This is a genomic window from Niallia yueguangensis, assembly GCF_052663115.1.
The window spans coordinates 75,959-90,309 of record NZ_JBQTCX010000017.1; the positions used below are offsets into that span (position 1 = coordinate 75,959).

At 35.3% G+C, this 14,351-nt stretch carries 8 protein-coding genes; 7 read left to right on the top strand and 1 reads right to left on the bottom strand.

Translation table 11 applies throughout. The features are described 5' to 3' along the window. Positions 1-235 precede the first annotated feature (235 nt). Positions 236-1,930 (top strand): M3 family oligoendopeptidase, encoded by a 1,695-nt coding sequence (locus tag ACTYA4_RS15550; RefSeq protein ID WP_443483033.1) that lies wholly within the window; start codon positions 236-238, stop codon positions 1,928-1,930. Between the two features lie 91 nt (positions 1,931-2,021). On the opposite strand, the gene ACTYA4_RS15555 is transcribed toward ACTYA4_RS15550, so the two are convergent. Next, positions 2,022-3,227 carry an MFS transporter gene (locus ACTYA4_RS15555; RefSeq protein WP_443483032.1) on the bottom strand — a complete coding sequence of 402 codons (1,206 nt, stop codon included), beginning with the start codon at positions 3,225-3,227 and terminating at the stop codon, positions 2,022-2,024. A 369-nt stretch (positions 3,228-3,596) separates the two neighbouring features. Here ACTYA4_RS15555 and nirB (ACTYA4_RS15560) point away from each other — a divergent pair, with 369 nt between their 5' ends. From nirB (ACTYA4_RS15560) to cobA, 6 genes are all read left to right on the top strand, one after another. Continuing rightward, complete coding sequence (gene nirB, locus ACTYA4_RS15560; protein ID WP_443483031.1) at positions 3,597-5,957, top strand: nitrite reductase large subunit NirB; 2,361 nt, start codon at positions 3,597-3,599, stop codon at positions 5,955-5,957. Between the two features lie 322 nt (positions 5,958-6,279). Continuing rightward, positions 6,280-8,418 (top strand): assimilatory nitrate reductase catalytic subunit NasC, encoded by a 2,139-nt coding sequence (gene nasC, locus ACTYA4_RS15565; protein WP_443483030.1) that lies wholly within the window; start codon positions 6,280-6,282, stop codon positions 8,416-8,418. A 350-nt stretch (positions 8,419-8,768) separates the two neighbouring features. Then, a complete protein-coding gene (nirB, locus tag ACTYA4_RS15570; RefSeq protein WP_443483029.1) occupies positions 8,769-11,183 on the top strand; it encodes a nitrite reductase large subunit NirB in 2,415 nt (804 codons plus the stop codon). Positions 11,184-11,308: 125 nt separating this feature from the next. Continuing rightward, entirely contained in the window at positions 11,309-11,635 is a 327-nt protein-coding gene (gene nirD / locus ACTYA4_RS15575; RefSeq protein ID WP_443483028.1) for a nitrite reductase small subunit NirD, read from the top strand. Between the two features lie 119 nt (positions 11,636-11,754). Further along, positions 11,755-12,573 carry a uroporphyrinogen-III synthase gene (locus ACTYA4_RS15580; RefSeq protein ID WP_443483027.1) on the top strand — a complete coding sequence of 273 codons (819 nt, stop codon included), beginning with the start codon at positions 11,755-11,757 and terminating at the stop codon, positions 12,571-12,573. Positions 12,574-12,861: 288 nt separating this feature from the next. Further along, positions 12,862-14,334 carry a uroporphyrinogen-III C-methyltransferase gene (gene cobA / locus ACTYA4_RS15585; protein ID WP_443483026.1) on the top strand — a complete coding sequence of 491 codons (1,473 nt, stop codon included), beginning with the start codon at positions 12,862-12,864 and terminating at the stop codon, positions 14,332-14,334. Positions 14,335-14,351: the final 17 nt, after the last annotated feature.

Here is a 14,351-nt window from a genome sequence, read left to right on the forward strand (position 1 = left end):
CACGTAGACTCCTGCGGAAAATACGAGAAAGGCGAGACCCCACAGGAGCATAGCGACGAGGAGGCTCGGCACTCGTCCGCGGAAAGCGAAGTGTATTCAGGCTGCGGGTTAAATAACAACCAATTATACGAAAAGAGCCTAAATTATTAACGTAGTTAATCTTATTGAAAAGATTAAAACCAGCTTAATTTTTTTTTAGTAACTGTAAAAAAGCAGATCTGGAGGTTGAACTAGAATGAAATTCTCAGAATTTACATACGAAAGGCCAAATATAGAGGAAATTTCAACAAAGTTTGAAAAACTATTAGTCATGTTTCAACAAGCATCGAACAAACAGGAACAGATAGACATAATAGAACAGATTAACAAGATTCGCAATGATGTCTCGACAATGTGCAATATTTGTTACATCCGACACTCTGTTGATACAAATGATGAGTTTTATCAGCAGGAACAAGATTATTTAGATGAATTTTCTCCACAAATAGAAGGTTTAATTACTAAATATTATAAGGAACTGGTTCAATCGCCATTTAGAGAAGGATTAGAACAAAAGTGGGGAAAACAGCTATTCGCTTTAGCAGAAGCACAATTAAAAGTTTTTTCTGAGGAAGTAGTACCACTGCTGCAGCAGGAAAACAAACTTTCAACTGAATATACGAAGCTTCTTGCTTCCGCAAAAATTATGTTTGATGGGGAAGAAAGAACATTAGCTCAAATAGAGCCATATACCCAATCAAAAGATCGTGATGTTAGAAAAGAAGCGAATAAGGCAAGATTTGCTTTTTTTACTGAAAATGAAGAAACATTAGATCGAATTTACGATGATATGGTGAAAGTAAGGACAGAAATTGCACAAAGATTAGGATACAAAAATTTTGTTGAGTTAGCTTACTACCGTATGTACCGTACAGATTATAATCCAGAAATGGTCGCAAAGTTTAGGGATCAAGTGCATCAATTTATTGTGCCACTTGCTACGACATTAAAAAAGAGACAACAAAAAAGAATTGGTGTAGAAGCATTAAAATACTATGATGAATCATTAAACTTTTTATCAGGAAACGCTGCTCCAAAAGGTGATCCTGCTTGGATTATTAATAATGGTCAAAAAATGTACGATGAACTATCAAAAGAAACTGGAATATTCTTTTCTTATTTAAAGGAAAATGAATTAATGGATTTAGTTGCAAAAAAAGGAAAAGCTGGTGGAGGCTATTGTACATTTATTGAAAATTATAAAGCACCCTTTATCTTTTCTAATTTTAATGGTACATCTGGTGATATCGATGTGTTAACCCATGAAGCAGGTCATGCTTTTCAAGTGTATAGCAGCGGTAAGTTTGATATCCCGGAGTATTATTGGCCTACCTATGAGGCAGCAGAAATTCATTCGATGAGCATGGAATTTTTCACTTGGCCATGGATGGAATTATTTTTTAAGGAAGATACTGATAAGTATAAGTTTGCTCATTTGAGTTCCGCTCTGCTATTTTTACCATATGGAGTATCAGTAGATGAATTTCAGCATTGGGTTTATGAAAATTCGACTGCATCACCGACAGAAAGAAAACAAGCATGGAGAAATATCGAAAAAAAATATATGCCTCATAAAGATTATGATGATAACGAATTTTTAGAGAGTGGAGGGTATTGGCAAAGACAGCTTCATATTTACACGTCTCCCTTCTATTATATTGATTATACACTTGCACAAATATGTGCCTTCCAATTTTGGAAACGTTCAAGAGAAAATAAAGAGGAAGCATGGGATGATTATGTGAAACTTTGTCAGTTAGGTGGTAGTCTTCCATTTACTGAGTTGGTGAAAGAGGCAAATTTATTATCACCTTTTGAAGAGGGGTGTGTAGAATCAGTTATTGAGGAAATAGATAAGTGGCTGAATTCTGTTGATGATACAAAGCTGTAAAAAGTCTTCATTAATAATGCTTTGTACTTAAAAAAATGAAAAACGGACTAACTAGTTAAGTTAGTCCGTTTTTTTAGATAAGAAAATATCATTATATTTTTACTGCATCACCTTTAGTATCCCAATGTTTCTTCCAAGATAAATTAGCTACCATTAAAATCCCAAAAGCTGCTAAACCGATAAAGGAAAAAGTAAGGAATCCTGATGAATATGTATCTGTAAGCTGCTTTAATGTACCTAAAATATTAGGCAGGAAGAAGCCTCCGACTCCACCAGCTGCACCAACAATCCCAGTTACCATTCCAATTTCCTTTTGAAAGCGTTGTGGAACTAATTGGAATACTGCACCATTTCCCATTCCTAAACACATCATCCCAACAAAAAGTAAAGTAATAACAAGGCCAAGAGCAGGTAGCAGGCTAACACCAAACATACATAATGCTGCAACAATAAACAAAGTGGATAATAATTTTACTCCACCAATGCGGTCCGCAATAAAGCCTCCAACAGGTCGGAAAAAGCTTCCAGCAGCAACACATAATGTAACAAAATCACCAGCTTGTACAGAAGTTAATTGATATTGATCAACAAAGAAAATACCTAAAAAGCTAGCTAACCCAACAAAACCACCAAATGTTACGCCATACAGCAAACAAAAGTACCAAGTATCTTTAAATTTAAATACTTTGAAATAATTAGCAATCGGTTCAGGTTTCGGTTGAGAAGGAGCATTTTTTGCTAGAAGAGTAAAAATAATAAAAACAATTACTAATGGAATAAGTGCAAATCCCATTACACTATGCCAACCGAAATTTACGGCTAAACGAGGTCCAAATAATGTTGCGATTAATGTACCACTATTTCCAGCACCAGCGATTCCCATTGCTAATCCTTGCAAATGAGGAGGGTACCAGCGGCTTGTCATTGGTAAAGCAACAGAAAAGCTAGCTCCAGCTACTCCTAATAAAATTCCAATTGCATATAATTCAGGAAGAGATGTTCCTGCTAAAAATCCCCAAATCAAAGGTATCATCGTAACTAACATTCCAATAGTCGCGGTTTTCTTTGGACCGATTCGATCAGTTAAAATGCCTAGGATAATTCGGAAAAGAGACCCTGCTAATGTAGGAATCGCAACAACAAATCCTTTTTGTGCAGGTGATAAACCAAAGTCTTTAGAAATAAATACACCAAGTGCACCTAGCAAAACCCAAATCATAAAACTAATGTCAAAATATAAAAAAGAAGACAATAAGGTTTTGGGGTGACCACTTTTTCTTAATTCAGATAATCTCATTTTTATTTCCTCCTTGGTATTTAAAATAGTATGCAAATTTGAAAATACAAGTTGCTCACTGTTGCTTTAAAGTGATAAACTAGTAAACAATTTACATGTTTTGATTATAGTAGAGAGATTTAAAGTAGAAAAGGTTTATGTAAGAATATCTGACGTGGTTTTTTTATTTCTTCTTTACAGTAGATAAATTCTTAAAAAATGAAAAATTAAAAATAGTGCATTAAATCAAGTGGTTAAACGGTTTCAAAAAATATTTCTTGTTAGATTATATGACAATTTTATTCTCCTAAAGTTTATACTATGAAATAATGAAAGGTATGTATTTATTTGTTAACATTGTATGATTGAAAATTAAGGGGGTTTTTAACCATGAATAAACAGAAACTTGTAGTAATAGGGAATGGTATGGCTGGAGTTAGATGTATAGAAGAGATTATTAAAAATGATCCTGAAACATTTCAGATTACTATTATTGGAAGTGAGCCTCATACGAATTACAATCGAATTTTATTGTCCTCTGTTCTTCAAGGAGATACCTCCATTCAAGATATTATTTTAAATAATGATAAATGGTATGAAGAAAATAATATTAAACTTTTTTCAGGAGAGGCTGCAATAAAAGTTGACACAGATAAAAGATATGTATTAACTGATAAACAAAGGAAAATAGCATACGATAAACTTATTTTTGCTACTGGATCTTTGCCATTTGTACTTCCTCTACCAGGAATTCAAAAGGAAGGGGTCATTACTTTTCGAACGATCGAGGATTGTGAAAAAATAATTGAATCTTCTAATAAATATAAAAAAGCAATAGTAATTGGTGGTGGAATATTAGGTTTAGAAGCTGCAAGAGGTTTGCTTAATCTTGGTATGCAGGTAGATATTGTGCATAATGCAAATTTTTTAATGCAGCGGCAATTAGATCATACAGCATCAAAACTTTTGCAAAAAGAGTTGGAGCTTCAAGGCATGAACTTTCTACTAGGGAAAGATTCAGAAGAAATCTTAGGAAGTGCGCGCGTTGAAGGGATTCGATTTAAAGATGGAACAGAGGCAAAAGCGGATCTTATTGTAATGGCGGTAGGAGTTATCCCTAATATCCAATTGGCAAAAGATAGTGGAATAGAAACAAACAGGGCAATTGTAGTAAATGACTACTTGGAAACAAATATTTCTAATATTTATGCTGTTGGAGAATGTGTGGAACATAGGGGAATAGTATACGGATTAGTAAAGCCTCTATATGAGCAAGGTCAGGTTTTAGCGAAAAGAATTTGTGGCATCAACGGGGAAGGCTACAAAAGCTCTACTCTTTCCACTAAATTAAAAATTTCTGGTCTAGATGTATTCTCTGTTGGAAAAGTATATGAAGATGATACGACACAAGTAATTAAAATGTATGATGAAGTAGACGGCATTTATAAAAAAATACTATTTGAAGATGATAAATTAGTTGGAGCTATTTTATTTGGTGATACAAGGCAGGGTACAAAAATACTGGATATGGTTATAAAGAAAAAAGATATGCATCAACAGGAAAAGAATGCTTTGTTCCAAATGAATGCAGATGGACTAGATTCTTTTGCAGCTATGCCTCAAAGTGAAATGATCTGTAATTGCAATGGTGTTACAAAAGGAGCAATTATAGAAGCAGTTCAACAAAAGAATTTAACAACGGTTGAGGAAGTCAAACAATGTACGAAGGCTTCAGGATCTTGCGGTGGTTGTAAACCGCTTGTTGAGGATTTGCTACTATATATACAAAGTGATGACTTTGATGAGAAAATAGAAAAAAAATCTATGTGTACATGTACATCTTTAACAGAAGAAGAAGTGGTACATGAAATGCAAGCACAAAATCTGATATCTGTTCCAGATGTAATGAGTGCACTTAATTGGAAAAATCATAATGGATGCTCTGTTTGTAATCCTGCTCTCCATTATTATTTAGGAATGATCTATCCTGAATATGAAAGCTTGCAAGAAATATTCTATGTAAATGAAAAAATGAATGCAATTGCTCAAAGTGATGGTACTTACACCATTATTCCTCAAATGTACGGTGGTATAACAAGTGGAGCTCAATTAACAAAAATTGGGGAAGTCATAACAAAATATAAAATTAATGATGTTGCTGTTACGAGTGAACAAAGAATCCACTTAATGGGTGTGCCAAAAGAGCAAGTATTTGATGTTTGTAAAGATTTAGATATGCCATTAAGTTCTACCTTCGGAAATACCGTCCATCATATTAAAACATGTATCGGTGAACATATTTGTAAATGTGATAAACAAAAATCGTTGCAATTAGGGGTTCAACTTGAAAAACAAACTGAATTAATCATTACTCCTTACCGTGTGAAAATGGGAATATCTGCTTGTTTGCATAATGGTGCAGGTTCCACAACAAAAGATATCGGCGTTATTGGGGTTGATAGAGGATGGGAAATTTATGTTGGCGGCAGCAGTGGCCGAAATGTTCGTTCTGGAGAATTATTATGTGTTGCAGCAACAGAAGAAGAAGTGGTTGAGATGATTACAGGATTCATTCAATACTATCGAGAAACAGCAAATTATTTAGAGCGCACTTGGCAATGGATTGAAAGAGTAAACCTAGTGCATATTAGAGAGGTTTTATTCGAAAAAGACCTTAGAAAACAATTAATAAGTCGACTAAATATGGATATACAACAAAGAAAAAAACAAGTTGAAAAAAGCTTTTCTTAATTATTTAAGGCTGTTTTCTCAAAGTTTGTTGTTTTTTACGTGAAAAATGGGAGAAGAAGTACCCAGCAGACTGAATACACGTAGGCTCCTGTGGGAATGCGAGAAAGACGAGACCCCACAGGAGCGTATGCGACGAGGAGGCTCGACGCTCGCTAAACGGACGAAGTGTATTCAGGCTGCGAGTTAAAAGCAACAATCTATACGAAAACAGCCTTATTTAAAGATACCCTTAAGTAATTTACGAGGGAAAGTAAGCAGATGACAAATCAATTTGAATGATAAATTTATGAAGATCTAATTATGAAAGAAGGGGAGTGCGATAATGACTGATTTATTATTAAAGTATTTTCGTACACAGCAAAAGGAATTTCAATCAGAAAAAAGATACGATACACAATGTCCATTTTGCAGTATGCAATGTAAAATGCAATTATTGGAAGAATCAATTGTTTCAAGAAAAAAATATACTGCGATTGGAAAAAATAACCCAACATCAGAAGGGCGTTTATGCATTAAGGGAATGAATGCCCACCAACATGCACTTCAGCATGATCGGATAAAATATCCGCTATTAAAGGTGAATGGCGAGTTTATTCGTATTTCTTGGAGGGAAGCATTAAATACGATTAAAGAAAATTTCTCGAAAATTCAAAAAGAAGATGGGAAGAATGCGTTAGCAGTATATGGAAGTGCATCCATTACAAATGAAGAAGCTTACCTATTAGGAAAGTTTGCAAGAGTAGCCTTACAAACGAGATATATTGATTATAATGGCCGACTATGTATGTCAGCTGCTGCTACTGCAGCAGCTCAATGCTTTGGAATGGATAGAGGATTAACGAATACATTATCAGAAATTCCTTTTTCACGGGTCATTATACTAGCAGGAACAAATATTGCAGAATGCCAACCTACGATTATTCCATATTTTGAAAAAGCAAAAGAAAATGGCTGCTATATTATTGCAATAGATCCTCGTGAAACAGCTACTACTAATCTAGCCGACTTACATCTTAAGGTTAGACCTGGTACAGATGCTGCATTAGCAAATGGACTTTTGAAAGTAATCTTTGAAGAAAATTTAATAGATGAAACATTTATTAAAGAACGGGCAACTGGCTTTGACGAAGTAAAAGACTATATTTCTACTGTCAATCTCGAGGAAATTGCAGAATGGACAGGTGTACCTATTCAAGATATTAAAAAGGCAGGAATTAAATTTGGAAAAGAAGAATCTGGCATGATTTTTACAGCCAGAGGAGTAGAACAACAAACAGATGGGGTGGCAGCTGTACGCAATTTCTTAAATATTATTATTGCCACAGGTAAAATAGGGAAGACTTACTCTGGCTACGGTGCCATTACTGGACAAGGGAATGGTCAAGGAGCAAGAGAACATGGACAAAAGGCAGATCAATTGCCAGGATATCGTAGTATTGAAAATGAGGAACACCGTAAATATATTGCAAGCGTTTGGGGTGTTAAGGAAGAAGATATACCGCGTAAAGGTGTATCAGCATTTGAAATGTTTGAAAAAGCAGATCAAGGTGAAATAACAGGCATGTTTCTTATGTGCTCTAATCCTGTTGTTTCAAATCCAAACGCTAATTTGGTCAAAAGGGCGATAAAGAAATTAAAGTTTTTAGTTGCAGTGGATATGTTTGTTTCAGAAACTGCAAAATTAGCAGATTTAATCTTGCCAACTTCTTCTTACTTGGAAGATGAAGGAACGATGACTAACTTAGAGGGTCGTGTCATGCTTAGAGAAGCAAGTCGCCCATGCCCAGGTGAGGTGAAACATGATTGGCAAATTATTTGTGAAATAGCAAATGTTCTTGGAAAAGGAGAATATTTCTCTTATACAAAGGCAGAAGATATTTTTAATGAATTAAGAATAGCAAGCCGAGGCGGAATCGCTGATTATTATGGCATTACGTATGATCGTTTAAAAAAGGGAGAAGGTATTTTATGGCCTTGTCCTGACACGAATCATAGTGGAACGAGACGTCTGTTTGAGAATAGTTTTGCACATGATGATGGAAAAGCAAAAATGATAGTAGTCAAAAATAAGCCTGTTGTTTCAAAAGAGAGTGTAAGTACGGATTTTCCGTTGTATTTAACGACAGGAAGGGTTATGTCGCAGTACTTGACAGGAGTTCAAACGAGAAAAAGTGCTGCTTTATCAGCAAGAAACTTTGAATCGTATCTGGAAATTCACCCAAAAACTGCAGCAAAATACAATATTCCAAATAATGAATTAGTAAAAGTAGAGTCAAAACGAGGAAATATCGTTGTAAGAAGTAAATGGTCAGATAAAATTAGACCCGATACCGTGTTTGTTCCGATTCATTGGGCAGAATCTCAAAATGTAAATAAGCTGGTCTCTGGAGATTTAGATCCTACTTGTAAGATGCCTGGTTTTAAAGTAAGTGCAGTAAAAATTAGTCCTATAATAAATTAAATATATCGATAAAGAATAAGAAGCACTCTGATGTAGCAGTAAAAGATGGACATCAGTGTGCTTTTTGTTTTAAAAAGATTATCATGTTTCTTATTTTTTATATGAAAATGATGAAAATTCTGAATGAAAAAATTTTTATATTGAAAGGGGATACAACGCTGTTAATCCAACGTTTTTATTATTTTATTATTCGACAAAAAATGATTCTTCAAAAAAAAAAGTGTGTCAGAAAATATAACAAGTATATGAAAAACATCTTTTAATTATGATAAAGTAATAAAAAACAAGTATATGAAAAACATCTTTTAACTGTAAAAGACTTAATTGTAATTTCAAGGGGAGGAATTAAGATGAATAAAAAGAAATTAGTTCTTGTAGGAAATGGAATGGCTGGGGTAAGAGCAGTTGAAGAAATATTAAAATTATCAAAAGATCAATTTGAGATTACTATTTTTGGAAGTGAACCACATCCAAATTATAATAGAATTTTATTGTCAAAGGTGCTGCAAGGTGATACCGAAGTAAAAGATATAACATTAAATGACTGGGATTGGTATAAAGAAAATAATATTACTTTATATACGGGAGAAACAGTTACAAAAGTTGATGCAGAGAAAAAAGTAGTTATCACAGATTCTGGCAGAGTAGAAGCTTATGATGAACTTATTTTGGCAACTGGATCAGTGCCATTTATGCTTCCGATGCCTGGTGTAGAAAAGCAGGGAGTTACAGCATTCCGTGATATTAAAGATACGGATATTATGCTGGAAGCTTCAAAAAAATATAAAAAAGCTGCAGTAATTGGCGGAGGCTTGCTCGGGTTAGAAGCAGCCAGAGGATTATTGAATTTAGGAATGGATGTAACTGTCATCCACCTTGGACCTTTTTTAATGGAACGTCAGCTTGATCCAACAGCAGGTGGTCTTCTGCAAAAAGAGTTGGAAAAGCAAGGGATGAAGTTCTTGTTAGAAACACAAACAGAACAATTTTTAGGAAATGATAGAGTAGAAGGCTTAAAGTTTAAAGACGGATCGACATTAGATGCTGATTTAGTTGTGATGGCAGTAGGAATCAAACCAAATATTGAATTAGCAAAAAACAGCGGAATAGCAATTAATCGTGGCATTGTAGTCAATGACTACTTACAAACAGATATCCCGCATATTTATTCAGTTGGGGAATGCGCAGAGCATAGAGGAATACCTTATGGATTAGTTGCACCACTTTATGAGCAAGCAAAAGTATTAGCAAGCCATATATGCGGCCAAACTGCTAAACCATATGAAGGTTCTGTATTGTCCACGCAGTTAAAAGTATCAGGGGTTGAAGTTTTCTCAGCTGGTGATTTTACTGAAGATTCAGAGAAAAAAGCAATTAAAGTTTTCGATGAACAAGATGGAGTTTATAAGAAAATTGTCTTGAGAGGCAATCAAATTGTCGGCGCAGTGCTTTTTGGAGATAGCAGTGAAGGAAATCGTTTATTTTCCATGATTCAAAAAGAGGCAGATATTTCAGATACAGAAAAAATTTCTATTCTGCAGCCAATTGGCCAGGATTCTGGAACAAGTATGGTTGCAAGTATGACTGCTGATGAAATTATTTGTGGCTGTAACGGTGTATCAAAAGGTACGATTGTGGAAGCAATACAAGCACAAGGTTGTTCTTCTGTTGATGAAATAAAAGCATGCACAAGTGCTTCTCGTTCTTGTGGCGGATGTAAACCACTTGTTGCAGAGTTATTGCAGCATACACTTGGTTCAGAGTTTGACGCAGCTGCGCAAAAAGAAGCAATCTGTAGCTGTACAACTTTATCAAGAGATGAGGTTGTAGAAGAAATTAGAGCGAAAGGCTTAACACATACAAGAGAAGTAATGAGTGTTCTTGGATGGACTAGCCTAGAAGGATGTTCGAAATGTCGCCCGGCTCTCAACTATTATTTAACAATGGTAAATCCAATTAAACATGAAGATGAAAGAGATTCCCGTTTTGTTAATGAACGCATGCACGCAAATATTCAAAAAGATGGCACATATTCTGTAGTGCCACGCATGTACGGCGGAGTTACAAATCCAAATGATTTAAGAAGAATTGCAGATGTTGCAGATAAATATGAAATACCACTAGTGAAATTAACTGGTGGACAGCGCATCGACTTAATTGGAGTGAAAAAAGAAGATTTGCCGAAAGTATGGGAAGATTTAGATATGCCTTCAGGATTTGCGTACGGAAAATCTTTACGTACCGTTAAAACATGTGTTGGTGAACAATTCTGCCGTTTCGGTACACAAGATTCAATGGGACTTGGAATTCGATTAGAGAAAAAATTTGAAGGGTTGCAAACACCTCATAAAGTAAAAATGGCAGTATCCGCTTGTCCAAGAAGCTGTGCAGAGTCAGGATTTAAAGACATTGGCTTCATTGGCATCGACGGTGGATGGGAGTTATATGTTGGCGGAAACGGTGGTACGCATGTTCGTGGTGGAGACTTATTGTATAAAGTGAAAACAGAAGAAGAAGTTATGGAAGTAACTGGAGCATACTTGCAATATTATCGTGAAACAGCAAACTACTTAGAACGAACTTCTGCATGGATCGATCGTGTTGGCTTAGCGCATGTTCAATCAGTTCTTGACGATAAAGAGAAACGAAAAGAGTTAAATGCACGCATGGAAGAAACGCTATCCGTTTATAAAGATCCTTGGAAAGAAATTATTGAAAGCAAAAAAACGACAAAAGAATTATTTGAAAATGTAGTATTGTCTTAAGGGGAAACTTCCATCAGTGGGGCTTCATCTCCCACTGATGGTTAGGCCAACAGGAAGTAGGTCATACAGACGTTGACACAAGAAGTGGGCTAAAAATATGTAAAAACAGACGGAGGATGAAACCGATGGTGAACAAAGAGACGACAAAAATGCTTGTATGCAGTGTAGAGGAACTTCCAAAAAGTTTAGGTAAAACAGTTCAGTTTAAGGATAAAGAAATTGCTGTTTTTAGATTATCAGGAGGATCGATAAGAGCAGTTGAAAACCGATGTCCACATAAAGGTGGCGTATTAACAGAAGGTATCGTCAGTGGAGAGTTTGTATTTTGTCCAATGCACGACTGGAAAATATGCTTAGAAGATGGAAAGGTACAAGAACCTGATACAGGCTGTGTAAAAACATATAAAACGACAATTGAAGAAAATAATGTATATCTTCTTTTGGAAGATTAAGTATATAAAAACGATCAATGCATGCATAAAAAAGCATATAAAATATTAAAATTCATTTTCTCTTTGTATCAATAAAATGGTATAGTTAATTCAAAACTTATTGATATGGGGGTACTACTTTGAAACGTTTAGAAGGAAAGCGAATTGCATTAGCAGGACAACGAAAAGTGGAGGAGCTTAGTAAATTAATTATAAATTTAGGGGGGATACCACTTCCGCGTCCTGCACAAGGAACTGTTTATTTAGATGATTCTAATCTGGAAGAAGATATTAAACAATTAGTAGCGGGAAACTATGACTGGTTTATTTTTACAACCGGTGTAGGAACTGAAACACTGTACAAAACAGCAGAAAGAATGGAGCTTGGGGACGTATTTATTACAACCATTCAACAAGCAAAAGTGGCAGCTAGGGGATATAAAACAGTTAATATGTTAAAACGATTAAATGTTACCCCTGTAGTCCGTGATGATGATGGCAGTACAGTCGGATTAGTTAGATCTTTAGCTCCCCATGATTTGAAGGGATCCAAGGTGGCGCTTCAGTTGCATGGAGATCCTGCACCTAAATTGATCGAGCATCTTGAAAAACAACAAGCAGAATATAAAGAAATTCTTCCATATAAACATATTCCTCCAAAAGCGGAAGTATTGGAACAGCTTGTTACAGAAATTATATCAGGCGAAATTGATGCAGTTAATTTTACTAGTACGCCTCAAGCTCGTTTTTTATTTTCTTATGCGAAAGAAAAAGGTGTATATAATGAAGTGCTCAATGCTTTTTCAAATAAAGTAGTAGCGGTTGCTGTAGGAAAAGTTACTGCAGCTGCATTAAGAGAAGAAGGAGTTCAAAGAATGGTCATCCCACAAGAGGAAAGAATGGGGAGTGCCATTATTGCATTAGAACAGTACTATAAAGGAGAATATCAAATAAACTGATTTCTATATTATAGAAGGAACTAGTATTTTTCTTAAAAGGATAAGAAGCATAAAATTTTCAACTTAGATGAGTGTCTAGCTCCAGCGCCTAGCCCCTGTGAAAGATAACCTCTTGCCTCTAAAAGTAAAAAACACTTTTTGAGTCAAGAGAACATTTTTCTTCGGGGCTGAGCAAGGCGCCTGCGCTTTTCTAAACGCAAAATGTATGAAGTACGTTAATAATTGGAAGTTAATGCCGAACCCTTGCTAACGCTAGAAGTAGAAAAGGGATAGAGAGGATGACTGCATATGCAGAAAGGAAAAGTTTATTTAGTAGGTGCAGGTCCAGGAGACAGCGAATTAATTACGTTAAAAGGACTAGAAGCAATAAAGCGGGCTGATGTCATTCTTTATGATCGCCTTATTAATCCAACTTTATTGGAATATGCACATGCAGATTGTGAATTCATCTATTGTGGAAAGCTGCCACATCGGCATTTTCTTAAGCAAGATGTTATAAATAGTCTTTTAGTGGAGAAAGCATTGGAAGGGAAAACGGTTGTCCGTTTAAAGGGTGGCGATCCCAGTGTGTTTGGAAGAGTGGGCGAAGAAGCATTAGCTGTTGCTGAACACAACATTGAGTTTGAAATGGTTCCAGGGATAACGTCTGGTATTGCAGCTCCACTTTATGCAGGAATTCCTGTCACACATCGAGACTATGCAGGTTCTTTTGCAATTGTAACAGCACATGATAAAACACCGAATGGAAAGCCGGATATTGATTGGGCCGGACTTAGCAGCAGTGTGAAAACAATTGCCTTTTATATGGGAGTAAAAAATTTACAATATATTTGTGATAACCTTATAAAGCATGGGAAATCACCAAATACTCCTGCCATCATTATTCAATGGGGAACTTGGGGAAGACAAAAAAGCGTGGAAGGAACATTGTCCACGATTGCTGATCTTGTTCAAAAAGAGAATATTACGAACCCTGCGATAACACTTGTAGGTGATGTTATTGCTGCAAGAGAGAAAATAAGCTGGTTTGAGAAAAAAGCTCTATTTGGTCGACAAATGATTCTTATTCGAACAGGTACAGAAGAAAGCAGGTTAGCTAGCTCATTAAAAGAAAATGGAGCAGATGTTATTGAGTTTCCAAAATGGAAAAAGAAAAAAGCATCTATTGAACTAACACAATTAGATAAACTTTGTTCCTATGATAAAATATTATTTACGTCATCAGAAGCAGTAAATGATTTTTTTGCGATTTTATCAGAGCATAAAAAAGATATTCGATTCATTACCGCAACATTATATGGATTGTCTGTTAAAACAATAAGAGCACTAGAATCAAAAGGTTTAACTGCGTTATTAGATTCTGAAATATACAAAGGTGGAAAGATGTTGATTGTAGGTGATCAACATATAAAAGAAGACGAAGCAACGTATACATCAAATTATGGAAAAAGTGATTTGCTAATCACAAGCTATAAATTGATTGATACGAAGTTTACTCCCATTATCCAGCGTCAGTTAGAGGAAGCTACACTTGACACCATTGTGTTTCCAAGCAGTAAATCGGTACATGTTTTTATGAATGAATCTAGCAATTTAGGATTAGATAATTTAGCAGAAACATTAAAGGTTGTATGTATGGGAACAAAAACGAAGGAAACAGCAGAAAGTTATGGCATAATCCCGGATCAAATACCAGTTAAGCCGACATTAGAATCATTTATTCAATGTTTAATAGAAGATAATCAATTAGTTAAGATATGAAAAGAAGAGGGTATCCA

What these genes read in the sequence shown, in the direction of transcription:
- nirD (WP_443483028.1), top strand. Translation starts at nt 11,309, where the DNA reads ATGGTGAACAAAGAGACGACAAAAATGCTTGTATGCAGTGTAGAGGAA.
- cobA (WP_443483026.1), top strand. Translation starts at nt 12,862, where the DNA reads ATGCAGAAAGGAAAAGTTTATTTAGTAGGTGCAGGTCCAGGAGACAGC.
- nirB (WP_443483031.1), top strand. Translation starts at nt 3,597, where the DNA reads ATGAATAAACAGAAACTTGTAGTAATAGGGAATGGTATGGCTGGAGTT.
- nirB (WP_443483029.1), top strand. Translation starts at nt 8,769, where the DNA reads ATGAATAAAAAGAAATTAGTTCTTGTAGGAAATGGAATGGCTGGGGTA.
- ACTYA4_RS15550 (WP_443483033.1), top strand. Translation starts at nt 236, where the DNA reads ATGAAATTCTCAGAATTTACATACGAAAGGCCAAATATAGAGGAAATT.
- nasC (WP_443483030.1), top strand. Translation starts at nt 6,280, where the DNA reads ATGACTGATTTATTATTAAAGTATTTTCGTACACAGCAAAAGGAATTT.
- ACTYA4_RS15555 (WP_443483032.1), bottom strand. Translation starts at nt 3,227, where the DNA reads ATGAGATTATCTGAATTAAGAAAAAGTGGTCACCCCAAAACCTTATTG.